The organism is Enterococcus sp. DIV0086, from assembly GCF_050498705.1.
Lineage (GTDB): Bacteria > Bacillota > Bacilli > Lactobacillales > Enterococcaceae > Enterococcus > Enterococcus faecalis.
Genome location: NZ_JBNIDN010000001.1, coordinates 47,465 through 72,715 on the forward strand (window position 1 = coordinate 47,465; position 25,251 = coordinate 72,715).

Genomic DNA, 25,251 nt, shown 5'->3' on the forward strand with positions numbered 1-25,251 from the left:
TTAATGAGCTCCTTCTCTGTATAATAATTATCAGATTAGAATAATGAAATTTTACGTGCTAGGCAATTCTAATTTAACTGTTAATTCATAAAAGAAAGGAGAGAACAGACATTAAATTACTAAAGAAATTTGGGGTTTTCGGCGTAGTCTTTTTACTTGTCTCATCCTATTTCATACCGCTCATTGGCTATGCAGAAACAGCCAAAGAAGTTGAAATTACATCCGCTCAAATGATAACAGATGAGAATGATAAAACGAATATTAATATCGAGCTAAATCTTCTCAACCAAACAGAGCAGCCATTACAACGAGAAATTCAATTGAAAAATGCACAGTTCATGGATACTGCTGTAATTGAAAAAGACGGATATTCTTATCAAGTGACTAATGGTACGCTTTATCTGACTTTGGACGCACAAGTAAAAAAGCCGGTACAGCTTTCGTTAGCTGTTGAGCAAAGTTCGCTTCAAACAGCTCAGCCACCTAAGTTATTGTATGAAAACAACGAATATGATGTTTCAGTTACTTCTGAAAAAATAACAGTAGAGGATTCTGCTAAAGAATCAACTGAACCAGAAAAAATAACTGTACCAGAAAATACGAAAGAAACTAACAAAAATGATTCGGCTCCAGAAAAAACAGAACAGCCGACCGCAACAGAAGAGGTAACAAATCCATTTGCAGAAGCAAGAATGGCGCCAGCCACTTTGAGAGCGAATCTGGCACTGCCTTTAATTGCACCACAATACACGACGGATAATTCTGGGACTTATCCGACAGCTAAGTGGCAGCCCACAGGCAATCAAAATGTGTTAAACCATCAAGGGAATAAAGACGGTGGTGCCCAATGGGATGGCCAAACGAGTTGGAATGGGGACCCTACTAATCGCACAAATTCTTATATTGAGTATGGCGGTACAGGAGACCAAGCCGATTATGCCATCCGAAAATATGCTAGAGAAACAACAACACCAGGGCTTTTTGATGTATATCTTAATGTGCGTGGAAATGTTCAAAAAGAAATCACGCCATTGGATTTGGTCTTAGTCGTTGACTGGTCCGGAAGTATGAATGAAAACAATCGGATTGGTGAAGTTCAAAAAGGAGTGAACCGTTTTGTTGATACATTGGCAGATAGCGGTATTACCAATAACATCAACATGGGCTATGTTGGCTACTCAAGTGACGGTTATAATAACAACGCCATTCAAATGGGGCCGTTTGATACAGTCAAAAATCCAATTAAAAATATTACGCCAAGTAGCACTAGAGGAGGAACTTTCACTCAAAAAGCATTAAGAGATGCTGGTGATATGTTAGCAACGCCAAATGGACATAAGAAAGTTATTGTACTTTTAACGGATGGCGTTCCAACCTTCTCTTATAAAGTGAGTCGAGTTCAAACAGAGGCGGATGGTCGCTTTTATGGGACACAATTTACGAATCGACAAGACCAACCAGGTAGCACTTCTTATATCTCTGGTAGCTATAATGCGCCAGATCAAAACAATATCAATAAACGAATTAACAGTACGTTTATCGCCACGATAGGTGAGGCAATGGCCTTAAAACAACGTGGGATTGAAATACATGGATTGGGCATTCAATTGCAAAGCGATCCACGAGCTAATTTATCTAAACAACAAGTTGAAGATAAAATGCGTGAGATGGTGTCAGCCGATGAAAATGGAGACCTTTATTATGAATCCGCGGATTATGCACCAGACATTTCTGATTATTTAGCGAAAAAAGCCGTTCAGATTTCAGGAACGGTTGTAAACGGAAAAGTAGTTGATCCAATTGCTGAACCTTTTAAATACGAGCCAAATACATTATCAATGAAAAGTGTGGGTCCTGTTCAGGTTCAAACATTACCAGAAGTGTCGCTAACAGGCGCTACAATTAATAGTAATGAGATTTATTTGGGTAAAGGGCAAGAAATTCAAATTCATTATCAAGTACGTATTCAAACAGAGTCAGAAAACTTCAAACCTGATTTTTGGTATCAAATGAATGGTCGGACAACGTTTCAGCCATTAGCCACGGCCCCTGAAAAAGTTGATTTTGGGGTTCCTTCTGGAAAAGCACCTGGCGTGAAGTTAAACGTGAAAAAAATCTGGGAAGAGTATGATCAAGACCCAACAAGTCGGCCAGATAATGTGATTTATGAAATTAGTAGAAAGCAAGTAACTGACACAGCCAACTGGCAAACTGGGTATATTAAATTATCAAAACCAGAAAATGATACCAGCAATAGTTGGGAGCGCAAAAATGTAACCCAACTTTCCAAAACCGCGGATGAAAGCTATCAAAAAGTTCTTGGACTTCCCCAATACAACAATCAAGGACAAGCTTTCAATTACCAAACAACCCGTGAATTAGCAGTTCCTGGTTACAGTCAAGAAAAAATCGACGATACTACTTGGAAAAATACGAAGCAATTCAAGCCATTAGATTTAAAAGTAATCAAAAATTCTTCCTCAGGTGAGAAAAACTTAGTGGGAGCCGTCTTTGAATTGAGTGGTAAAAATGTTCAAACAACATTAGTGGACAATAAAGATGGTAGCTATTCCTTGCCAAAAGATGTGCGCCTACAAAAAGGGGAACGCTATACATTAACTGAAGTAAAAGCACCTGCAGGACATGAGTTAGGCAAGAAAACGACTTGGCAAATTGAGGTGAGTGAGCAAGGCAAAGTAAGCATCGATGGACAAGAAGTGGCCACCACAAATCAAGTTATTCTATTGGAAATTGAAAATAAATTTTCTTCTTTGCCAATCAGAATTAGAAAATACACCATGCAAAATGGCAAACAAGTGAACTTAGCAGAGGCGACTTTTGCGTTGCAAAGAAAAAATGCTCAAGGAAGTTACCAAACTGTGGCAACTCAAAAAACAGATACTGCAGGATTGAGCTATTTTAAAATTAGTGAACCTGGTGAGTATCGAATGGTGGAACAATCAGGACCATTAGGCTACGACACTCTTGCTGGAAATTATGAATTTACTGTTGATAAATATGGGGAAATTCACTATGCAGGCAAAAATATTGAAGAAAATGCGCCAGAATGGACACTGACACATCAAAATCATTTGAAACCTTTTGACTTAACGGTTCATAAAAAAGCCGATAATCAGACGCCACTTAAAGGAGCGAAATTCCGTTTAACAGGACCAGATACGGATATTGAATTACCAAAAGATGGCAAAGAAACGGATACTTTTGTTTTTGAAAACTTAAAACCAGGGAAATATGTCCTAACAGAAACCTTTACGCCAGAAGGATATCAGGGGTTAAAAGAACCAATCGAATTAATAATTCGTGAAGATGGTTCAGTCACGATAGATGGGGAAAAAGTAGCAGATGTTTTAATTTCTGGAGAGAAGAATAATCAAATTACTTTAGATGTTACTAACCAAGCAAAGGTTCCTTTACCTGAAACTGGTGGCATAGGACGCTTGTGGTTTTACTTGATAGCGATTAGTACATTCGTGATAGCGGGTGTTTATCTCTTTATTAGACGACCAGAAGGGAGTGTGTAATCGATGAAAAACGCACGTTGGTTAAGTATTTGCGTCATGCTACTCGCTCTTTTCGGGTTTTCACAGCAAGCATTAGCAGAAGCATCTCAAGCAAGCGTTCAAGTTACGTTGCACAAATTATTGTTCCCTGATGGTCAATTACCAGAACAGCAGCAAAACACAGGGGAAGAGGGAACGCTGCTTCAAAATTATCGGGGCTTAAATGACGTCACTTATCAAGTCTATGATGTGACGGATCCGTTTTATCAGCTTCGTTCTGAAGGAAAAACGGTTCAAGAGGCACAGCGTCAATTAGCAGAAACCGGTGCAACAAATAGAAAACCGATCGCAGAAGATAAAACACAGACAATAAATGGAGAAGATGGAGTGGTTTCTTTTTCATTAGCTAGCAAAGATTCGCAGCAACGAGATAAAGCCTATTTATTTGTTGAAGCGGAAGCACCGGAAGTGGTAAAGGAAAAAGCTAGCAACCTAGTAGTGATTTTGCCTGTTCAAGATCCACAAGGGCAATCGTTAACGCATATTCATTTATATCCAAAAAATGAAGAAAATGCCTATGACTTACCACCACTTGAAAAAACGGTACTCGATAAGCAACAAGGCTTTAATCAAGGAGAGCACATTAACTATCAGTTAACGACTCAGATTCCAGCGAATATTTTAGGATATCAGGAATTCCGTTTGTCAGATAAGGCGGATACAACGTTGACACTTTTACCAGAATCAATTGAGGTAAAAGTGGCTGGAAAAACAGTTACTACAGGTTACACATTGACGACGCAAAAGCATGGATTTACGCTTGATTTTTCAATTAAAGACTTACAAAACTTTGCAAATCAAACAATGACTGTGTCGTATCAAATGCGTTTAGAAAAGACCGCTGAACCAGACACTGCGATTAACAACGAAGGACAATTAGTCACGGACAAGCATACCTTGACTAAAAGAGCCGTAGTTCGTACAGGCGGCAAGTCTTTTGTCAAAGTTGATAGTGAAAATGCGAAAATCACCTTGCCAGAGGCTGTTTTTATCGTCAAAAATCAAGCGGGGGAGTACCTCAATGAAACAGCAAACGGGTATCGTTGGCAAAAAGAAAAAGCATTAGCTAAAAAATTCACGTCTAATCAAGCCGGTGAATTTTCAGTTAAAGTCTTAAAAGATGGCCAGTACTTCTTGGAAGAAATCTCTGCACCAAAAGGTTATCTTCTGAATCAAACAGAAATTCCTTTTACGGTGGAAAAAAATTCTTATGCAACGAACGGACAACGAACAGCACCGTTACATGTAATCAATAAAAAAGTAAAAGAGTCAGGCTTCTTACCAAAAACAAATGAAGAACGTTCTATTTGGTTGACGATTGCAGGCCTGCTAATCATTGGGCTGGTAGTCATTTGGCTATTTTATCAAAAACAAAAAAGAGGAGAGAGAAAATGAAGCAATTAAAAAAAGTTTGGTACACCGTTAGTACCTTGTTACTAATTTTGCCACTTTTCACGAGTGTATTAGGGACAACAACTGCATTTGCAGAAGAAAATGGGGAGAGCGCACAGCTCGTGATTCACAAAAAGAAAATGACGGATTTACCAGATCCGCTTATTCAAAATAGCGGGAAAGAAATGAGCGAGTTTGATAAATATCAAGGACTGGCAGATGTGACGTTTAGTATTTATAACGTGACGAGCGAATTTTACGAGCAACGAGCGGCAGGCGCAAGCGTTGATGCAGCTAAACAAGCTGTCCAAAGTTTAACTCCTGGGAAACCTGTTGCTCAAGGAACCACCGATGCAAATGGGAATGTCACTGTTCAGTTACCTAAAAAACAAAATGGTAAAGATGCAGTGTATACCATTAAAGAAGAACCAAAAGAGGGTGTAGTTGCTGCTACGAATATGGTGGTGGCGTTCCCAGTTTACGAAATGATCAAGCAAGCAGATGGTTCCTATAAATATGGAACAGAAGAATTAGCGATTGTTCATATTTATCCTAAAAATGTGGTAGCCAATGATGGTAGTTTACATGTGAAAAAAGTAGGAACTGCTGAAAATGAAGGATTAAATGGCGCAGAATTTGTTATTTCTAAAAGCGAAGGCTCACCAGGCACAGTAAAATATATCCAAGGAGTCAAAGATGGATTATATACATGGACAACGGATAAAGAACAAGCAAAACGCTTTGTTACTGGGAAAAGTTATGAAATTGGCGAAAATGATTTTACAGAAGCAGAGAATGGAACGGGAGAATTAACAGTTAAAAATCTTGAGGTTGGTTCGTATATTTTAGAAGAAGTAAAAGCTCCAAATAATGCAGAATTAATTGAAAATCAAACAAAAACACCATTTACAATTGAAGCAAACAATCAAACACCTGTTGAAAAAACAGTCAAAAATGATACCTCTAAAGTTGATAAAACAACACCAAACTTAGATGGTAAAGATGTGGCAATTGGCGAAAAAATTAAATATCAAATTTCTGTAAATATTCCATTGGGGATTGCAGACAAAGAAGGTGACGCTAATAAATACGTCAAATTCAATTTAGTTGATAAACATGATGCAGCCTTAACTTTTGATAACGTGACTTCTGGAGAGTATGCCTATGCGTTATATGATGGGGATACAGTGATTGCTCCTGAAAATTATCAAGTGACTGAACAAGCAAATGGCTTCACTGTCGCCGTTAATCCAGCATATATTCCTACGTTAACGCCAGGCGGCACACTAAAATTCGTTTACTTTATGCATTTAAATGAAAAAGCAGATCCTACGAAAGGCTTTAAAAATGAGGCGAATGTTGATAACGGTCATACCGACGACCAAACACCACCAACTGTTGAAGTTGTGACAGGTGGGAAACGTTTCATTAAAGTCGATGGCGATGTGACAGCGACACGAGCCTTGGCGGGAGCTTCCTTTGTCGTCCGTGATCAAAACAGCGACACAGCAAATTATTTGAAAATCGATGAAACAACGAAAGCAGCAACTTGGGTGAAAACAAAAGCTGAAGCAACTACTTTTACAACAACGGCTGATGGATTAGTTGATATCACAGGGCTTAAATACGGTACCTATTATTTAGAAGAAACTGTAGCTCCTGATGATTATGTCTTGTTAACAAATCGGATTGAATTTGTGATCAATGAACAATCATATGGCACAACAGAAAACCTAGTTTCACCAGAAAAAGTACCAAACAAACACAAAGGTACCTTACCTTCAACAGGTGGCAAAGGAATCTACGTTTACTTAGGAAGTGGCGCAGTCTTGCTACTTATTGCAGGAGTCTACTTTGCTAGACGTAGAAAAGAAAATGCTTAATTTCTAGCATCACCGAAGAAATTTTTAGAAAAACAAAGAGCCTGGGCCAATCACTGTCCCAGGCTCTCATGCTTTATTTTTAAGGAGGAAGCAATGAAGTCAAAAAAGAAACGTCGTATCATTGATGGTTTTATGATTCTTTTACTGATTATTGGAATAGGTGCATTTGCGTATCCTTTTGTTAGCGATGCATTAAATAACTATCTGGATCAACAAATTATCGCTCATTATCAAGCAAAAGCAAGCCAAGAAAACACCAAAGAAATGGCTGAACTTCAAGAAAAAATGGAAAAGAAAAACCAAGAATTAGCGAAAAAAGGCAGCAATCCTGGATTAGATCCTTTTTCTGAAACGCAAAAAACAACGAAAAAACCAGACAAATCCTATTTTGAAAGTCATACGATAGGTGTTTTAACCATCCCAAAAATAAATGTCCGTTTACCAATTTTTGATAAAACGAATGCATTACTATTGGAAAAAGGAAGCTCCTTGTTAGAAGGAACCTCCTATCCTACAGGTGGTGCGAATACACATGCGGTCATTTCAGGACATCGTGGTCTCCCTCAAGCCAAATTATTTACAGATTTGCCAGAATTAAAAAAAGGCGATGAATTTTATATCGAAGTTAATGGGAAGACGCTTGCTTATCAAGTAGATCAAATAAAAACCGTTGAACCAACTGATACAAAAGATTTACACATTGAGTCTGGCCAAGATCTCGTCACTTTATTAACTTGCACACCGTATATGATAAACAGTCATCGGTTATTAGTTCGAGGACATCGTATCCCATATCAACCAGAAAAAGCAGCAGCAGGAATGAAAAAAGTGGCACAACAACAAAATTTACTATTATGGACATTACTTTTAATTGCCTGTGCGTTAATTATTAGCGGCTTCATTATCTGGTACAAGCGGCGGAAAAAGACGACCAGAAAGCATGGAAATTAACGATTCGTATAATAAAAGTGACTATGTTTTTATTTTTTTAAACCCTTTACGTAGTAAATCAATGACCAAACCTAAGCAAAAATAAGTACAAAAATGAAGCCCAGAAGAAATCAACATTCTGGTTGTTAAAGGCTGCTGGGAATAATAAGTATCCAGCACAGGCGTTTGGTGAATAATAGAAAAACCTAGAAAATCTGTAAGGGCCAATAGAAATCCCTTACTATCATATCCAGAAAACCAAAGTAGTATGACGAAAAGGCTAAACATACTAAAAAAAAGAGTAAAAAAATAGCTTTTCAATTTTTAATCCTCCTTATCGTGCATAATTGAACCAGAGAAACAGAAGTATTAACGAAATAACTAAAAGAGCAAGCCCTGAATAAAAAGCGACAAAGGGCCAATCAATCGACTGTTTAAATTCCTGCCAAGTTTGGATTTTTCTGTTTTTTTTCGCGCTATCTTCAAGCGTGAGTAAATAATTCAATAGTAAGAGGAGCAGCAACACCGTGAAATCATTTGTGGTAAAAAACACATGTAAAAATAGAATGACAAAGACAACACGGGATAACACTCGATTCCGCAAAATTAAAAATAACTTAGCACGCATAATAAACCACCATTTCTTATCAGAGATAATGACTCTGTTTTTGTCTACTCTTTAGTTATATCATAAAATTATTAATAATGAAAAAATGATTTGAGAAAATAATTGAAAAAAGTTTTTTTCCTGAATCATTATTTTCGTAAATAAAGAATAAACGTGTTACTCTTGGCTTATCAAATTTGGAAGGAGTGTTAAAAATGAAATATCTGGATATTATTGCTTTAATTTTATTGATTGTCGGAGGTTTAAACTGGTTATTAGTTGGTGCATTTAATTTTGATTTAGTTGCAACAATTAGTGGTGGTGCAACCACACCATTAGCAAAAATTATCTATATTATTGTCGGAATTTGTGCGATTTATTCTATTAAGTTTTTAGCTCCTTTGTTCCGCGAACCATAGGATTGATTTAAAAGATTTAGATAACGTGAAGTTATTTTGACTTAGCAATTGAGAGTTTCCTTGAGAAAGGGGACTCTTTTTTTATTTTCTATATTCGTTTCAGAAGGTTTAGACAAGCTCAAAAAACATTTCAAGAGAGCTGCGTTGTTTTCAAAATAGAACCTAGCATTACCTCGAACGTACCTCAAATAACCTGTGTCTTTTTTTGAATCATTAGTTCAAATTGATGTGATCACTAGTGAGAAAAATCAGCTCTAGGATATATAGGAAAATATAAGCATCAAATAGGGATTTTGATGATAAATTATCTTTTTCCTTGTTATGATTATAACAAGGAAAAAGAAAGTAGGGATTTATTTATGGAATTACAGGTGACAAAAAAGGCTAAATTTTTTTGTTTGGCGATGGCATTACTAATGACATTAGGTATTTTTATCAGCGCTGGTACAAGTGTTTATGCATCTGACCAGCTAGAGGATTCAGAAGTTGAGGCTGTAGCAAAAGGACTGGAAGAAATGTATGCGAATGGAGTGACGGAAGATAACTTTAAAAACTATGTCAAAAATAATTTTGCTCAGCAAGAGATTTCTTCAGTTGAGGAAGAGTTAAATGTAAATATTTCTGATGCTTCAACAGTAGTTCAAGCACGTTTTAATTGGAATGCATTAGGAAGTTGCGTTGCTAACAAAATCAAAGATGAGTTTTTTGCAATGATTAGTATCAGCGCAATTGTAAAAGCTGCACAAAAGAAAGCCTGGAAAGAATTAGCAGTGACTGTATTACGCTTCGCTAAAGCCAATGGGTTAAAGACGAATGCTATTATTGTAGCTGGACAACTAGCTTTATGGGCAGTTCAATGTGGGTTAAGTTAATGAATTTAAAAGATCATGTTACGGAAATAGTAATTACTTTTATCATCGCTTTTGTGTATACTTGGATAGATTCAGGAGAAATTGAAATCTTAAAAACTCTTTTGATAACAATAATATTTTTAGCCATGTTCTATGCAATACCCAAAATCACCAATAGAAAAAGAAAATGAAGTGGTTTTAGAAAGATAATGTGATAGGAAGTGTAAGGGGAGGTAACGAGCCTTCTCTTTATTTTTTTATTGACCTGTTATGTAGATGGTTCACGACAACCACATTAACAGTTTAAGAGGTAATACTTATAAAAAAGCCATAGAAATTTCATTACACTTAAGGTAGAAATATAAGTATCCTATATAACATTCAGGTTTAAACTATTCAATGTTTCTTTGATAAGCTTAGCATAACTTGATTCCTACTTAGAATGGGTTCAGTAACTTTAATTCTACAGAATTTTTGGGGGTCTTTTTTTGTGAATCAAAAAAGATGTTGAAAAAAATATTGATATTAGAAATATAGAAGCTAAAAACTACATCATATCAAGATATGTTTTTTTCTAAATCATCAAAATACTTTACTAATATTTCCGCTTTTCCAAGTCCAATATTTTCAATAGCTGTTTTTCCACTTCTGATTTTGTCAATGTATTGCGTGCTGATTCCAGTTTCTTTTGCAATACGATAGCTCGTTAAATCTAGGTCTATTAATTTTTCGATTTTTTCAGTGTAAGTCATTTAATCAACTACTTTCTTTTGCTTAATATGCCTACAATTAACAAGATCACTGAGTAAGTAATCCAATTAATTACAGTAAAAAGTGTCAGTACTAAACCGACTAACACGATAGTTAATAATAGTAATACATAATTTTTATTATTCATGTTATTCTTGCTAGAATTATTCTATAGAGAAGGGAATACTAGCAAGAATAATAGGGTTAGTTTATTTCTATACTATCTAGCTTTGATATAAAACATAGTTATTAGTAATTGAAAAGATGGCTAAAAAGATAAGTTTTGTAGCAGTCTTTTTCTTAATTCTTCCTTCCTATCTGTATACATTTGGATGAATTCATTCTTTTTATAAACTTTATTTAGTAAATTCCTATTTAGATAATAATCCAGTTCCTCGTTAGAATTATATCTTTTTAATATCCAATCATCGAAATACTTATTATTTTTTTCTGTATTAGGAATGCCTTCTAGTAATTGTAAATTTACAATTGTATCGATGTGTTCAACAATAAATGTTATTTCTTCTTCTGAATAACCTATTTCTCTTAAATTCTTTTTATTTTTATATTTGCTTGAAGGGAATATATGATCTTGGTGAAACTTATTTTTTAAATCTATGGCTGGAAAAATTACCGATAAAAGTGTGAAAGAGTACTTTCCAATTTTTGTATCTAGTAAATAATCAATGTCTTCATCCGTTATGATTAAAGATTTGTTTGTATCTCTAACTTTAAGAAGTTTTGACAATGGGAACCCTTCGGATAAATCCTGCATATTTTCTCTCATTTTAAGTAATATTGAGTCTGGAGTTCCTCCAAAGATTCTTTTTAACAAAGAAATCTGAACAAAATATTTTATTTTATTCCTATCATTTAAGTATCTATCAGCTTCTAAATAGTTATTTGGGCAATCAATTTTGTATAGGTAATAAACAACAGGGATGATTACACTATTAGCAATTAAAGTATCTCCATTAAACCCAAAATTTGAAAGTAAATTCACTGCTAAAGATATTGCTTTTTTTGTCTTTTCCCAGTTAGTTTCGATTAGGTTTGTGGTTTGTTTGTCAAAATTGGAAGCTCTAAATTTAATATTCTTTTTATCAGTTAACACTAAAGCAGCCTTTAAAATATTATCTTTGTTAAAATTGAAACCGTTTCCTATCATATTTAGTTCATCAACTAATGAATAAATTTCTTCTCGAGCATTCAGATTTTGCCATTTAGCAGTCGCTAAAGAAAGCAAAAGGTCAGAATAAGTTAGCGTAGTACCACCGCTATTCATTCTGATAAAGATATCTAAAACCTTATCAATTTCTTGTGAGTTTTCTTCATAATATGCCAATATATCTTTTTCCATCATTTGATGTAAAGTTCCTAAAGAATTCATAATATAACTTGTTTTTTCAACGGATTCATTAGGAAAATTTTTCCGATAAAGCTCTTGATATCTAGCAATCACAGTAAACATTTCACCTACTTCAAATTGCAAAATATCGGAGACAGGGTACCAAAGAGTATCTTCGGTAAAATCTTCTGCTTCCTCATTAGTTAAAAATCTAAAATCAAATTGAACATCTTTGTTGGTATCTAAATTTGGAGAAACGATATTTAAATAAAGCTGTCTCGAAGGATAAGCATTGTCATTATTTTTCCATGCTCCTTTTATTTTGTAGCTGTAGGTACCTTTCAAAGCTATATAGATAGATGTTATTCTTTGTTGCCCATCTAGTATTGCTGTAACACTATCTTTATGTGAAATATTGATTTTTGTATTATGTCTAGCATCTCTTTGATGGTATTCTTTTAATATGTTATAAAATTCATATTTATTTATATTTTCATTTTGGACGTTCCAAAATAAGAACGAGCCGATGGGATATCCTTTCATAATGGAATCGAATAATCTTTCAATTTGTTCTGGTTTCCATACAAATTCTCTTTGAAGCGCAGGTAGTACATATTCATTGTTATCTATTTTCTTAATTAAATTTTTTATAGTGAAATTTACGTAACCCATTTTGAGAATCTCCTTTGACATTATTTAATTAATTTTACCACATAAAATACAAAAATATTGAATCTATTTTTATTATACAAATTTGTTATCTGGATTCTATAAGGTAATATAAATCGAAATTTCTACAGGTTTATCCATTAGAATATCTATTCATAAATATGAAATAATTACAATGGAGATTCATTTTAGAAAAAGTGGATATCCATGTGAAGCTAATCGAATCAAGTATAATTTAAATAAATTGAAATTATTCAGCAGAAAATTGGTTCGTTATGTAAAAGATTACCTTTTTAATAATGTTTTCTTGAAAGTATTCACCAAATTTTGATTATTAGTTGATGCCTTTTTCTATTTTCTTTATGATTTTTCTCAAAAGTCCGAGTTCAGTCCAACTCCCAAGAAAATAAGGAACTTACTAAATCGTTGATTTAACAACGTTTAGCAAGTTCCTTTTTAATGGAGACGGCGGGAGTCGAACCCGCGTCCAAACATATTGCCACTTAAATCTCTACGTTCATAGACACTCATTTAGAGGTTCGCTTTACAGCGTGCCGAGTGACAGGCATTCTGTATTGCTAGTCTGGTAAGCTCTTCTAAATTTTACAGACGGAAAAATTTAGCGTATCCCACTTCGATTAGGACCCTGACCCGAGCACATGGGCGATGCCGGGAGGATCTTCGCTAGCTGGTTTTTAGGCAGCTAAAGCGAAAGAATTGTTTTCGTTTTTAGCAGTTATATTTAACTGTAACGTTTTAACGTAGCCGTAACCTACGAAACGCAATTCAAGCTCAACTATGCCTGTCGAATCCGTAACGCCCCCGAAATAACATAAGTATCCCTTGATACTTATCAAAGTATAGCATAAATTCCTTGTTTTTTCAAAGAGTAGGATAACACTCTGTTAGATATTCATAAAAAGAGGAAGGATGGACCGTAACTTAGTTCATCCTTCCTCTTTTTATGAAAGTGTGTGGGTATGTTTTGTAATCCATTGTTGCAAACGGATATTCAACCAAAAACCATAAATTCCTAAAGTAATTATAGTTAATAAAAGCCATTTAATCCAATGACCGAATAATTGCATAGCTGTACCGTCAAAATAAAGGCGTTTACCATCAATAACGGTATGCTTGATTTTCCAGTTGTACATCATACAAATTCCCCAAGGTGCGCAAATGCCTAATGTAAAGACAGTAATCAAGGTTGCTAAAATTGAAGTCCCGATATACGTTGCTAAACCACCGTCAAAATATGAATTTTTCATTCTTTTCCTCCTTATCTCATAAACTTTATTATAACAAGAATAAATGGCCTGGGAAACAAAATGAGGATGAAATAAGTATTTTTATTCATTATTGATGTGAAATATGTTATTTATGCAACTCAAACTTGGCAGCATTAGATATTTTGTAACAAACGTTATCTAATGTAACTACCATAATAAAACGTTTTCCTTAGGAAGTGAATTAGAAATTTTAAAAAAAGGCTACTTAAATGAGCATTAATATTGTACGAGACATATCTTTTTGCTATTGTCAACTTCTGAAAAAGACCACTAAGTGGAAAAAATAAGAGAAAAGAAGGGTGAATAATTTTTTATGACAAAAAGTGTAAAATTTTTAGTGTTACTGTTGGTAATGATTCTACCAATTGCGGGGGCGTTATTGATTGGTCCAATTTCGTTTGGCGCCGAATTGAGCAAAAGTTCAATCGTTGACAAAGTAGAATTAGATCACACTACTTTATATCAAGGAGAGATGACCTCCATTAAAGTATCTTTTAGTGACAAAGAGAATCAGAAAATAAAACCTGGAGATACTATTACTTTAACTTTACCAAATGCATTAGTTGGAATGACCGAGAACGATGGCTCACCACGAAAAATCAATTTAAATGGTTTAGGGGAAGTTTTTATCTATAAAGATCATGTTGTAGCAACATTTAACGAAAAAGTTGAATCTTTACATAATGTGAACGGGCATTTTTCTTTCGGGATTAAAACGCTTATCACCAATAGTTCGCAACCGAATGTGATAGAAACGGATTTCGGAACAGCAACGGCGACTCAACGTTTGACAATTGAAGGAGTGACTAACACAGAGACTGGCCAAATTGAGCGAGACTATCCGTTTTTTTATAAAGTAGGCGATTTGGCTGGAGAGTCAAATCAAGTACGTTGGTTTTTAAATGTGAACCTCAATAAATCCGATGTCACAGAAGATATTTCAATTGCGGATCGACAAGGAAGTGGTCAACAATTAAATAAAGAGAGTTTTACATTTGATATTGTGAATGACAAAGAAACTAAATATATTTCACTTGCCGAGTTTGAGCAACAAGGTTATGGCAAAATTGACTTCGTGACAGATAATGACTTTAATTTACGTTTTTATCGGGATAAAGCACGCTTTACTTCCTTTATCGTCCGTTACACTTCGACAATCACAGAAGCAGGCCAACATCAAGCAACATTTGAAAATAGTTATGACATCAATTATCAACTAAACAATCAAGACGCAATGAATGAAAAAAATACATCACAGGTTAAAAATGTTTTTGTAGAAGGCGAGGCAAGCGGCAATCAAAATGTGGAAATGCCAACAGAAGAAAGTTTAGACATTCCTTTAGAGACAATAGAAGAATGGGAACCAAAGATACCTACTTCGGAACAGGCAACAGAAACAAGTGAAAAGACAGACACAACAGAAACCGTAGATAGCAGCCAACCAGAAGTTCATGTCTCGCCAACAGAAGAAGAAAATCCAGATGAAAGTGAAACGTTAGGTACAATTGTACCAATCATACCTGAAAAACCAAGTGTGACAACTGAAGAGAATGGCACGACAGAAACTGCAGAAAGCAGCCAACCAGAAGTTCATGTCTCACCAACAGAAGAAGAAAATCCAGATGAAAGTGAAACACTAGGCACGATTGAGCCAATCATACCTGAAAAACCAAGTGTGACAACTGAAGAGAACGGCACAACAGAAACCGCAGAAAGCAGTCAACCAGAAGTTCATGTCTCACCAACGGAAGAAGAAAATCCAGATGAAAGTGAAACGTTAGGTACAATTTCACCAATTATTCCTGAAAAACCAAGTGTGACAACTGAAGAGAACGGCACAACGGAAACTGCAGAAAGCAGCCAACCAGAAGTTCATGTCTCGCCAACAAAAGAAATTACTACAACTGAGAAAAAACAGCCATTCACAGAAACAACTGTGGAGAAAAATAAAAATGTTACATCAAAAAATCAACCACAAATACTAAACGCTCCATTAAATACATTGAAAAATGAAGGAAGCCCACAGTTGGCTCCCCAACTGCTTAGTGAACCAATTCAAAAATTAAATGAAGCAAACGGGCAACGAGAACTTCCCAGAACAGGCACAACAAAAACACCGTTTATGTTAATAGCAGGAATACTGGCAAGTACATTTGCCGTTTTAGGTGTAAGTTATCTACAAATCAGAAAGAATTAACAATAGAAAAGCCATCCAGCTTTCGCTGGGGGGCTTTTCTATTATCTGGAGATAAATTGTTGATAGGCGCCAATCAAAAACTATGCTACAGTAAGGTATGTACTGCTCGAAAAGGAGGGAGTAAATGACTAAAAAAATATGGTCGCACTTTCAGAAAAGCTTCACTTGGTACATTTTGATTGGTGTGATTGTTTCATTATGTAGTGCTTTAGCAATTTATTTTTTTCAACAGTTGTTAGATCATTATCAAAAAAGTTTCCAACTAGGGTTGTTAGTAGCGTATGGAACGACAATTATTTTAATTCCGCTATTGTCTTACTGTGAACAGAAACCGAAAGCTTACTTAACTAATGGCATCTATTTCTATTTGAAGAAATTAAGTTTAATAAAAATGAGCAAGATTTCCTATGAAGAATATCTAAAACTGGGAGCGGGAGCTTTACTACAAAAAGTAGAAGTTGGTGCAGCAGCTGGGAGAAATATCCACTTGAATTTTTATGGGCGCTTATTTCGAGAGTTAATTCCAGAGACGTTATTTAATTTATTTTTCATAGCATTGATTGATAAAAAATTATTACCAGCAATTCTAATTGGTTATGTGATTGTATTTATTTTAACCAAAATACTTTTGAAAAAGCTACAAAAAATGAAAGAAAAAACACTTATTTCTGAAGAAGCAATGAATGCTACTTTGATACGAGGGATGACCGAACTAGTAACTTTTAGAATTAATCGAAAATATAAAAAAGAGATTGAAAATTACGCGTTAATGGCAGAGGAAAATAGTCAAAATATAACAAAAATGACTATGATCCATGAATTTTTCTTTGGCTTTTTTGCCTTGTTAGTCGCACTTATCAAAGTAAGTATTGTCGCACTTAGTTTTACTAACGTCGTGACGTTAAGTTTAGGTGGACTTGTAGCGATAGTGATGTATATCGATCGAATTTATACGCCGATAGCCATATTTAATGTTTTATTTGTTCAATATAATTTGGATAAAGTAGCCTATCAGCGCTTGGAAGATTTTTATAAAAAAGAAGATGATCCTGACTTAGCGGTTTCCGGCAAAGCGTTACCTGAAATTCAAACAATTTCATTAAAAGATGTGTGTTTTAGCGTAGATAGTCAAACGATTATGTCCCAACAAAATCGACAATTTTCAATGAATAAAACCTATGGCTTGATTGGAAAAAGTGGGACAGGTAAATCTACCCTGATTAAATTGATTTTAGGATTATTGAAGCCGACAGAGGGGACAGTTTATGTGAATCAATTTCCTCTAACACAATTCAATTTGGAAGATTATTATGAAAAAGTTTTTTATTTATCTCAAGATGTGCCAATATTTCAAGGAACGTTGAAAGAAAATATTGTATTGAATCAAGAAATTTCTGATGAACAAGTAATTGAAGCTATGTATCGTTTTCAGTTGGGGGAACTTTATGAACGGTTACCGGAAGGCTTAAACACTATTGTGAGTGAAAAAGGAATGAATTTTTCTGGTGGTGAAAAACAACGGATTGCTTTCACACGCTTAGCATTTACACAAGCAGAGATCCTTATTTTAGATGAGGCAACTTCTGCATTGGACGAAAAGACCGAAGAAAAAGTGTTACAAGAAGTACAAAAATTTACCCACAATAAGTTGACTATTTTGGTTACTCATCGACCTAAAACCCTGCGATTTGTAGATGAAATTATTGATTTAAATGAGTGAACTTGTTAGCTCTTTGGCGCTTCTTTTGCTACACTTTTTATAAGAATTGAGAGAAAGGGGCAACTGTTGATGAATAATAATGAGCAAGAATTAGCGGAATTTTGGGATGAATTTGCAGAAGAATATGAAGAAATTCAACAAGAATCGCCATTTCCAATTGCTCGAGAATTACGTGATTTCTTGGTCCAAGAAGGCATTTTTCCGTGTCAGACATTTCTGGATATCGCAGGTGGGACAGGACGATATTTGCCTTTTTTTCAAGAGCAAGTCACGGAGTACACGCTAGCCGATATTTCTCAGAGAATGTTGGAGATTGCGGAAGCAAAAGCACAAAGCAACGTTGTTTTTCTTCACCAAAGCCAAGAAAGACTGATTGAGACTGGGAAAAAATTTCAAGTCGTTTTTTCAGCCATGAATCCTGCCTTGGATACGCCGGAAAAAGTTAATGCATTGTGCCAATTAAGTGAGAAATGGTGTCTTATATTTCGGCTAGTGGAAGAGCAAGATTCGTTATTTTCTCCTTTTGAGCAAGAGAGCAACCCGCAGTTAAATTGGATGGCAAAATACAAAGCATTTCTAAAAAAAGAACAGCGACCCTTTTTCACAAAAAAATTTTTCTTTGAAGCATCAGAAACTATTTCAAAAGACTTTTTCCGCAGCTATTTTGAAGAACAATGGTCACTTCCAATTTTAGAACAACGCATGCAAGAAATTTTTGGTTCTCATGAAATTAAGCAAAATCAGCATACCGTTATTTATGAATTAATTGTTATTTCATGTAAAAAAACAACCAGCGATTACTAATTATCGCTGGTTGTTTTTCGGTTATTTAATTGTGCGAAAGCTTTTTCTGGTATCTCTTTTTTATCAATTTTGACAGGAGATTGGATGATTCTTTTTTTACTAATGGTTGCTTCTATGTAAGCATTTGGTTCCAAAGGTTGAGGATTTTTGTCTGTCCGTTCGTAATCCATGACTTGCGTTTTTCCATTACTTTTAACAAAAGTTAATGCGTATTTTAATGAATATAGACCAGAGACTGGTTGTTTTTGATTGTTTAATGCTTGTTTTCTTTCAGGAATTTCTAGAGGAACTTGTGCATAGGCTTTTTCACCCTTATATGTATCTGCATAAAAACGATAGCTTATATAACCACCAACAATCAATACGCCAATCAATAAAATAGCGCCAATTTTTTTCATTTTTTCTCCTCCTAACAATTTACAAAAATAGTATAGCAAAAGAAGACGGCTTTTGAACATCGAAAAAACGAACAGTTATCTTACAAAACTGTTCGTTTTTTCGGTCTATTTAGCTTTCATCAGAGAGTAGAAAGGAATCATTTTTCTTACGATAACTAAAGAAAATAACAAAGTACAATAGGCCTGTTAAAAGAGTAACGCCTAACGAATTTGTAAATAAGATGCCAATAAAGATGAGGCCTAAAATGATTAAAGCAAGAAGATTAATACTTTTTTCAAAGAGAGACCCTCGTTTTAAAGAAAGAACAAACGCCGCAGCGCTAATTAAAATCCAAATTAACAAGACAGTGTAAGAGAGAGAACCGGCTAAGTAACCAAATAATTCATCGCCAACAAAATAAGAAAGAATAACGCCCAGATATAAAACACTGGCGCAGAAGAAAACTGAACGTTGAGGTACTTGGTGCTTGTTTAAAACCGCTAGTTTACTCATGGGTCCTTTTTTATCTTTTAAGCGAAAATATAAAAGGCGAGAAGAGGCGTATACCCCAGAATTAATAGAAGAAAACAAGGCTAAAATAATCACAAAATTTACGATGTCAGCAGCAAAAGGAATATTCATTTTTTCAAAAACCATAACAAATGGACTCACCGTTGTGCCTGCTAATGTATTCCAAGGGAAAATAATCAAAAGTAAGAATAATGGAATGATATAGAAGGAAATAATCCGTCCCATCACACCACGAATCGCTTTAGGAATGGCTTTTTTAGGATCATCTGCTTCACTGACAGTAATCGCGATTAATTCTGAACCGCCATAAGAATAAATAACTACTAATAAAGAATTAACAATACCTTTCATGCCATGTGGGGCGAAGCCACCATGCTTGGTGATACTTTGTAAAGTAGGGAAGACACCACTGCCTAGCATTTGCTGTCCCACTAGATAAACACCAAAAATAATTAACAAAATGATGACACTAATTTTAGCAAACGCCAACCAATATTCTGTTTCTGCAAATAAACGAACCGAGTAAAGATTGATGAGCGTCGTTAAAATAGCTAAAATGAAAACAAAAAACCAAGCAGGAATATTAGGAAACCAAAGTTGTAAAAAGGAAGCTGCGGCAACCGCTTCTGCGATAATATTAATTGTCCACATGGAATAATAAACCCAATCAATAAAATCAGCAGAATGTGCACCTAAAAATGGTCGAACTAAGCCAGACAAACCATGATGTGTGTCTCCGCCATCTAAAACAAGTTTTCCTAAACCACTCATGACGATGAAGAGAACAGCACCGCCAATTAGAAAGGCGATTAAAACAGAAGGACCAGCAATACCAATTGCTTCGCCACTTCCTTTAAAAAGACCTGCGCCAATCGCTCCCCCTAAGGCTAACATCGTAATGTGGCGCGAGCTTAATTGTTTTTTTAAGGTTGTTTGTTGTGTTTCACTCATAGGATTCTCCTTTAATTAAAAAAAATAATATGAAAATAACTTTCTTTATTATATACAATTTTCTGACAATTACAACTATTCTGTCAATGAAAATGAAAAAATAAGTGAAAAATATTATGAAAATAAAAAAATCGAGCAATTTAAGTGATTAAAATCGCTCAATTTTTTTATTAATTTTTATTTTTTAATAGAGTCATAATTGTTAATGGAACAGTAATGACTACATAGCCGATGATACTAGCCACTACTAAATAAGCTATAGGACTCGATAAATTAAATAAGTCCGTTAAAAGTATTGCGACAATCATTGAAATAGCATAACAAATGAATAATTGAATAAACCGCTTTGCAGACAAAAAATCACCTCTTCCTAATTAGTAAAAGTCTCTTTTCAATCATTTAGTATACACCTGAAAAGAAGAATAAACTATCATTAATTAAAAGAAAAAGTGAAACAACTAGCGGATTTTTTGTTCAGCTAATTATCTTAAGAATTAGAAAATGGGACATAAGTCATCTCGACTTATGTCCCATTTTCATTTATGACGTTGGCTTCGTGTAAATTGAGAAGTCTCGTCCTCTCTAGTGGTTGGTTTCTGTGTTCGTTGTACGGCTTGCTTTTCTGGCTCGCTCTTTTTTGCAACATCAGTCACAACGTTTGGCTTCTGAGAAGGGGGAACGGTTGTTTTTTTGTTTAAAGTTGGCGTAGTTCTTTTTGTTTCTTTCTTTTGTTTCTTTTTATTATTTTTATCATTTCCAGTGACTGTCAAATAGATAATCAGAAAAATCATTAGGATCGTTGCAACAATTAATAGAATAAACATGTTAAATGAAATGAACATGCATGGCCCTCGTTTCTCGTTTTTTCTTAGTTTACCAAAATTTCAAAATTTCGTCACTCTTTTCTTCAGAAAAAACGAATTTCAAAGGGGTTAAAAGAAACTTTTATAAAAAAGCCTCCTTTTTTGTGTGAAAATGCACAAAATTTCTGGAATCGTTTGCTGTTAAAACCAGATACTGGTAAAATAATTATTGTATAAGAATCATTTTAAAAAACGATTTTTGTTACAAATAACGTATTTGTTGAAAAGGCACTGTGAAGTAGTTAGAGACGACAGCCAAGTGACTTTTAATGACAGCCGCCCAATTAATTTCATGGAGCCTTTTCGTAGAAAACGAGGAGGTTATTTTGCGTGAAAGTGAGTATATTTTCGACATGCGTGGTGGATTTACTTTTTCCAAATGTAGGGCAAGCAATGGTAGAGGTTTTGGAACGTTATGGCTGTGAAACGGTTTTACCAACAAACCAAACGTGTTGTGGTCAGCCAACGTATAATAGTGGCTATGTGACAGAGAGCACGACAACGCTTAAGAATCAAATTGATAGTTTTGACGGTGCCGATTATGTGGTGGGACCTGCGGGGTCTTGTGTCGGCATGATGAAAGAATACCACAAATTTTTAGCAGATGATCCTATTTATGGGCCAAAAGCACAACGTTTAGCTGAGCGAACTTACGAGTTTAGTCAGTTTCTTTATCGTGTCTTAGGAGTCAAAGATGTTGGCGCAACGTTACATGGGAAAGCCACTTATCATCGTTCTTGTCATATGACGCGAATTTTAAATGAACGAGAATCGCCTTTTGTTTTGTTGGATCATGTGAAAGGATTAGAAATGATTCCTTTAGGACATCTTGAAAATTGTTGCGGATTTGGCGGAACGTTTTCAGTGAAAATGCCAGCTATTTCTGAACAAATGGTGACGGAAAAAATGAACGATGTGATTGATACAGGCGCAGAAATTTTAATTAGTGCGGATATGGGTTGCCTGATGAATATCGGGGGTAAATTCAATCGTGATGGGAAAAAGATTAAGATTATGCATATTGCAGAAGTCCTTAATCACGAAGTGGATGAAGCACGCATGGACCAACCACAAATCATATCGGTAGGGTAAGGGGGAAGAACTGTGGGATTATCAACGAGCAATAAGCCGTTAAGTGAACGAATTGAAGAAAGTAAAAAAGATGTGTTTATGCAAAAGGCTGTCGCCAAAGCACAAGATGCCCAATGGGAGAAGCGAGAAGGTGCGCGGGAAGCTTTAGGCAATTGGCCACAATGGCGTGAACTGGGAGAACAAATTCGCCAACATACAATTCAGTATCTGCCTGACTATTTAGAAGAGTTCAGTGATAACGTCGCCAAACGAGGTGGCAAAGTCTTTTTTGCTCAAACCGCCGAAGAGGCCAATGAATATGTGAAACAAGTGGTTCTAGAAAAAAAGGCGAAAAAAATTGTGAAATCTAAATCAATGGTGACGACCGAAGTCGATATTGATCCAATGTTATTGGGATTAGACGATGTCAGTGTGATGGAAACAGACTTGGCGGAATTCATTTTACAAATGGATGACTGGGATGAGCCGTCACATATTGTTTTCCCAAGTATTCATAAAAATCGCGAACAGATTCGTCAGGTTTTTGCGAAAAAATTAGGGTATCAAGGAGATAATGACCCGGTAAATTTGGCACGCTGTGCACGAGAAGTGATGCGCAAATTCTTTTTGGAAGCGGAGATTGGCATTACAGGTTGTAATTTTGCTATTGCGGATAGCGGCTTAATTAACTTAAATACAAATGAAGGAAATGCTGATTTGACCATCAGTATTCCTAAGACACAAATCGTGTTAATGGGGATGGAAAGAATCGTACCAACAATGCGTGAAGCAGAGGTTTTAGATAACCTTTTAGCCAGAAGTGCTGTTGGTCAAAATTTAACAACGTATGTGACGTTTGCCGGGCAAAAAAATGCGGATGAATCCGATGGTCCAGAAGAATTTCACGTGGTCATTTTGGATAACGGACGTTCAAAAGCGTTAGGAACAGCCTTTCAGCCAGTCTTACAGTGTATTCGTTGTGGGTCTTGTCTGAATGTTTGTCCGGTCTATCGCCATATTGGAGGGCACGGTTATGGCTCTATTTATCCAGGACCAATTGGTGCTGTGCTTTCTCCAATTTTAGGTGGATATAAACAGTTTGGGGAATTGCCTTATGCGTCTAGTCTTTGTGGGGCATGTACGGAAACGTGTCCTGTGAAAATTCCATTGCACGAATTATTAATTGAACATCGTAAAGTGATGACCGATGATCTGAAAATGAAACATGGATTTGAAGATTTCCAAATGCGTATGGTAGGTAAAGCCACTGGTTCACCAGCAATGTTTAAAGCAGCCATGAAAGTCGATCATGCTGCAGCGGGCATTTTAAGTAAACAAAAAGACATTACTGTTGAAAACATGTACAATCATGGGGGCTACCTTGATAAAGGACCAGGGTTAGTAAAAGGTTGGACCGATGTTCGTGATTTGCCAAGACCACCAAAATATTCAGAAAACTTCAGAAGTTGGTTCAAAAAACATCAAGAAGGTGAAAAAAATGACTAACGAAGCGATTCAAAATCGAGAACCTTTTTTACAAAATCTACGAGAAAAATTAGGCGTAGAAAAACAGCCTGTTTCGGCCCATCCATTTGAGCCAGTTAATCATTTACCAGAAGAACAGTTGGCAGATAAAACACCAGCAGAGCTATTAACGATTGTGAAAGAACGTGTGGAAACGATTCACACGAACTTAGTGGAAACCACACAAGAAAATTTACTGACGACGATTCAGCAAATTGTTGCTGAGTTTGGTGGGGGCAATCTTTTATTGCCAACAGATGCACGTTTTGAAGCCTATGGATTAGCTGATTTAGCTAAGTCATTAGAGGCTGTTTCTGTTAAGCAATGGCAACCTGGAAGTGAGCAACGAGAAGCGAATATTCAAACAGCCGCTCAGGCAAATATTGCGATTGCCTTTGCTGAGTTTTTACTAGCTGAATCAGGAACGATTGTGGTGGAGTCCAATGCGGGACAAGGTAGAGCCTTACATTTTTTACCGAAGCATTACATTTCAATTATACCGTTTAGCAAACTCGTTCCACGTTCGACTCAGCCAGCAGCTTTTTATACAGAAAAAATAGAAAAAGGCGAAAAAATCGGCTCAGCGATTCACTTTATTTCAGGGCCTTCTAATTCAGGAGATATTGAAATGCAACTGGTTGTCGGGTTGCATGGTCCTTTAGAAGTTTGTTACGTGGTTGTGATGGATCGCTAAAACGCTAGAAGCATAATCAATTCAGCCCTTTTTTAGAATTGATTATGCTTTTTTTATGAGCAGAATCAAAAAAGTAAGAATCAAATTTGAAAGAAATACGTTTTTTTTCTGATCATTTTGTAAAAAAAGCGTACATAAAAATTAATTGAGTGTTAAGCACTATAGGATTGATTTACTTTGTGGTAGAATATGAGACATAAGATAATAAGGTTTTTGGAGGAATGAGTTTGAAATCAAAAGAATTAATTAAAACAGTCGTCTTTTTTGCCTGTTTAGCTTTGGGTCTGTTTTTACTGAGACAATTTGTATTTACGCCTGTCGTAGTGAGAGGTCATTCAATGGATCCAACGTTAGCAGATGGTGAACGGGTAATTACATTAAAAAACACAGAAATTAATCGTTTCGATATTATTACTTTCCCAGCGCCAGATGAACCAGATAAAAATTATATTAAACGTGTGATTGGTTTACCTGGAGATACAATTGCGTACAAGGATGATACGTTGTACATCAATGGAAAAGAAGTTGACGAACCCTATTTAGATGAATTTAAAAAAGCCTTAACAGATGGTCAACCTTTGACAGGCGATTTTTCATTAAAAGAAAAAGTACCAGCAGATAGCTACTTTGTTTTAGGTGATAATCGACGGAATTCAAAAGACGGTCGTGTCATTGGTTTTATTCATAAAAAAGATATTTTGGGTGAAGTGAAATTTGTTATGTGGCCATTCTCACGGTTTGGTCCAATACCAGAAGTGTCAAAACAATAAAAGATACAATGAGTAAAAGAGAAGGACGG

23 protein-coding genes and 1 other RNA gene are annotated in these 25,251 nt (G+C 35.5%); 14 read left to right on the forward strand and 10 right to left on the reverse strand.

Annotated elements, in window-relative coordinates:
- Positions 1–77 precede the first annotated feature (77 nt).
- The 4 genes from ebpA (at position 78) to srtC (ending at position 7,807) form a co-directional block, all read left to right on the forward strand.
- Positions 78–3,542 carry an endocarditis and biofilm-associated pilus tip protein EbpA gene (gene ebpA, locus IGI63_RS00250; RefSeq protein WP_429975966.1) on the forward strand — a complete coding sequence of 1,155 codons (3,465 nt, stop codon included), beginning with the start codon at positions 78–80 and terminating at the stop codon, positions 3,540–3,542.
- Positions 3,543–3,545: 3 nt separating this feature from the next.
- On the forward strand, positions 3,546–4,976 hold the full coding sequence (gene ebpB / locus IGI63_RS00255; protein ID WP_429975108.1) for an endocarditis and biofilm-associated pilus minor subunit EbpB: 1,431 nt from the start codon (positions 3,546–3,548) through the stop codon (positions 4,974–4,976).
- The gene (gene ebpC / locus IGI63_RS00260) at positions 4,973–6,856 is read left to right on the forward strand and encodes an endocarditis and biofilm-associated pilus major subunit EbpC (protein WP_429975109.1); all 1,884 of its coding nucleotides are present in this window, start codon (positions 4,973–4,975) and stop codon (positions 6,854–6,856) included. Before ebpB ends, ebpC begins: the two co-directional genes overlap by 4 nt.
- A 93-nt stretch (positions 6,857–6,949) precedes the next feature.
- Positions 6,950–7,807 (forward strand): Ebp pilus assembly class C sortase, encoded by an 858-nt coding sequence (srtC, locus tag IGI63_RS00265; protein ID WP_002360607.1) that lies wholly within the window; start codon positions 6,950–6,952, stop codon positions 7,805–7,807.
- Positions 7,808–7,828: 21 nt separating this feature from the next.
- Here the strand turns inward: srtC and IGI63_RS00270 are convergent, their stop codons facing one another.
- Positions 7,829–8,107: a hypothetical protein gene (locus IGI63_RS00270; RefSeq protein ID WP_002363681.1), complete on the reverse strand. Its 279-nt coding sequence runs from the start codon at positions 8,105–8,107 to the stop codon at positions 7,829–7,831.
- 13 nt (positions 8,108–8,120) lie between these two features.
- Positions 8,121–8,414, reverse strand: a complete 294-nt coding sequence (locus tag IGI63_RS00275) for a hypothetical protein (protein ID WP_010817161.1) — start codon at positions 8,412–8,414, stop codon at positions 8,121–8,123.
- Between the two features lie 194 nt (positions 8,415–8,608).
- Here IGI63_RS00275 and IGI63_RS00280 point away from each other — a divergent pair, with 194 nt between their 5' ends.
- From IGI63_RS00280 to IGI63_RS00290, 3 genes are all read left to right on the forward strand, one after another.
- On the forward strand, positions 8,609–8,812 hold the full coding sequence (locus IGI63_RS00280) for a DUF378 domain-containing protein (RefSeq protein ID WP_002381996.1): 204 nt from the start codon (positions 8,609–8,611) through the stop codon (positions 8,810–8,812).
- Positions 8,813–9,171: 359 nt separating this feature from the next.
- Positions 9,172–9,684, forward strand: a complete 513-nt coding sequence (entV, locus tag IGI63_RS00285; protein WP_002358120.1) for an enterococcin EntV — start codon at positions 9,172–9,174, stop codon at positions 9,682–9,684.
- Positions 9,669–9,854, forward strand: a complete 186-nt coding sequence (locus IGI63_RS00290) for a hypothetical protein (protein ID WP_033625701.1) — start codon at positions 9,669–9,671, stop codon at positions 9,852–9,854. The genes entV and IGI63_RS00290 overlap by 16 nt, the downstream gene beginning before the upstream one ends.
- Before the next feature lie 366 nt (positions 9,855–10,220).
- Here the strand turns inward: IGI63_RS00290 and IGI63_RS00295 are convergent, their stop codons facing one another.
- The 4 genes from IGI63_RS00295 to IGI63_RS00310 form a co-directional block, all read right to left on the reverse strand.
- Positions 10,221–10,415: a hypothetical protein gene (locus IGI63_RS00295; protein ID WP_002360606.1), complete on the reverse strand. Its 195-nt coding sequence runs from the start codon at positions 10,413–10,415 to the stop codon at positions 10,221–10,223.
- A gap of 266 nt (positions 10,416–10,681) precedes the next feature.
- On the reverse strand, positions 10,682–12,433 hold the full coding sequence (locus IGI63_RS00300) for a DUF262 domain-containing protein (protein ID WP_002377851.1): 1,752 nt from the start codon (positions 12,431–12,433) through the stop codon (positions 10,682–10,684).
- A 454-nt stretch (positions 12,434–12,887) separates the two neighbouring features.
- Positions 12,888–13,254, reverse strand: a transfer-messenger RNA (tmRNA) gene (ssrA, locus tag IGI63_RS00305).
- A gap of 138 nt (positions 13,255–13,392) precedes the next feature.
- Positions 13,393–13,698, reverse strand: a complete 306-nt coding sequence (locus IGI63_RS00310; protein WP_002360604.1) for a DUF898 family protein — start codon at positions 13,696–13,698, stop codon at positions 13,393–13,395.
- 334 nt (positions 13,699–14,032) lie between these two features.
- Here IGI63_RS00310 and IGI63_RS00315 point away from each other — a divergent pair, with 334 nt between their 5' ends.
- From IGI63_RS00315 to IGI63_RS00325, 3 genes are all read left to right on the forward strand, one after another.
- Entirely contained in the window at positions 14,033–15,916 is a 1,884-nt protein-coding gene (locus IGI63_RS00315; protein ID WP_429975110.1) for a collagen binding domain-containing protein, read from the forward strand.
- Between the two features lie 124 nt (positions 15,917–16,040).
- Complete coding sequence (locus tag IGI63_RS00320; protein ID WP_429975111.1) at positions 16,041–17,636, forward strand: ATP-binding cassette domain-containing protein; 1,596 nt, start codon at positions 16,041–16,043, stop codon at positions 17,634–17,636.
- Between the two features lie 69 nt (positions 17,637–17,705).
- Complete coding sequence (locus tag IGI63_RS00325) at positions 17,706–18,440, forward strand: methyltransferase domain-containing protein (RefSeq protein ID WP_429975112.1); 735 nt, start codon at positions 17,706–17,708, stop codon at positions 18,438–18,440.
- Here the strand turns inward: IGI63_RS00325 and IGI63_RS00330 are convergent.
- The 4 genes from IGI63_RS00330 to IGI63_RS00345 all read right to left on the reverse strand — a co-directional run bounded on the left by IGI63_RS00330 (position 18,437) and on the right by IGI63_RS00345 (position 21,124).
- On the reverse strand, positions 18,437–18,838 hold the full coding sequence (locus IGI63_RS00330; protein WP_002388016.1) for a YxeA family protein: 402 nt from the start codon (positions 18,836–18,838) through the stop codon (positions 18,437–18,439). The genes IGI63_RS00325 and IGI63_RS00330 overlap by 4 nt on opposite strands.
- A gap of 109 nt (positions 18,839–18,947) precedes the next feature.
- A complete protein-coding gene (locus IGI63_RS00335; RefSeq protein WP_002390076.1) occupies positions 18,948–20,300 on the reverse strand; it encodes an amino acid permease in 1,353 nt (450 codons plus the stop codon).
- 170 nt (positions 20,301–20,470) lie between these two features.
- Positions 20,471–20,656: a hypothetical protein gene (locus tag IGI63_RS00340; protein WP_016615696.1), complete on the reverse strand. Its 186-nt coding sequence runs from the start codon at positions 20,654–20,656 to the stop codon at positions 20,471–20,473.
- Between the two features lie 180 nt (positions 20,657–20,836).
- Positions 20,837–21,124, reverse strand: coding sequence for a hypothetical protein (locus IGI63_RS00345; protein ID WP_002390077.1), 288 nt, complete (start codon positions 21,122–21,124; stop codon positions 20,837–20,839).
- Between the two features lie 369 nt (positions 21,125–21,493).
- On the opposite strand from IGI63_RS00345, the gene IGI63_RS00350 reads away from it, so the two are divergent.
- From IGI63_RS00350 to lepB, 4 genes are all read left to right on the forward strand, one after another.
- Positions 21,494–22,255: a (Fe-S)-binding protein gene (locus IGI63_RS00350; RefSeq protein WP_202256040.1), complete on the forward strand. Its 762-nt coding sequence runs from the start codon at positions 21,494–21,496 to the stop codon at positions 22,253–22,255.
- A gap of 12 nt (positions 22,256–22,267) precedes the next feature.
- Positions 22,268–23,740, forward strand: coding sequence for a LutB/LldF family L-lactate oxidation iron-sulfur protein (locus IGI63_RS00355; protein WP_429975113.1), 1,473 nt, complete (start codon positions 22,268–22,270; stop codon positions 23,738–23,740).
- Positions 23,733–24,452: a LutC/YkgG family protein gene (locus IGI63_RS00360; RefSeq protein ID WP_002361597.1), complete on the forward strand. Its 720-nt coding sequence runs from the start codon at positions 23,733–23,735 to the stop codon at positions 24,450–24,452. Before IGI63_RS00355 ends, IGI63_RS00360 begins: the two co-directional genes overlap by 8 nt.
- 221 nt (positions 24,453–24,673) lie before the next feature.
- Entirely contained in the window at positions 24,674–25,222 is a 549-nt protein-coding gene (lepB, locus tag IGI63_RS00365) for a signal peptidase I (protein WP_002358039.1), read from the forward strand.
- Positions 25,223–25,251: the final 29 nt, after the last annotated feature.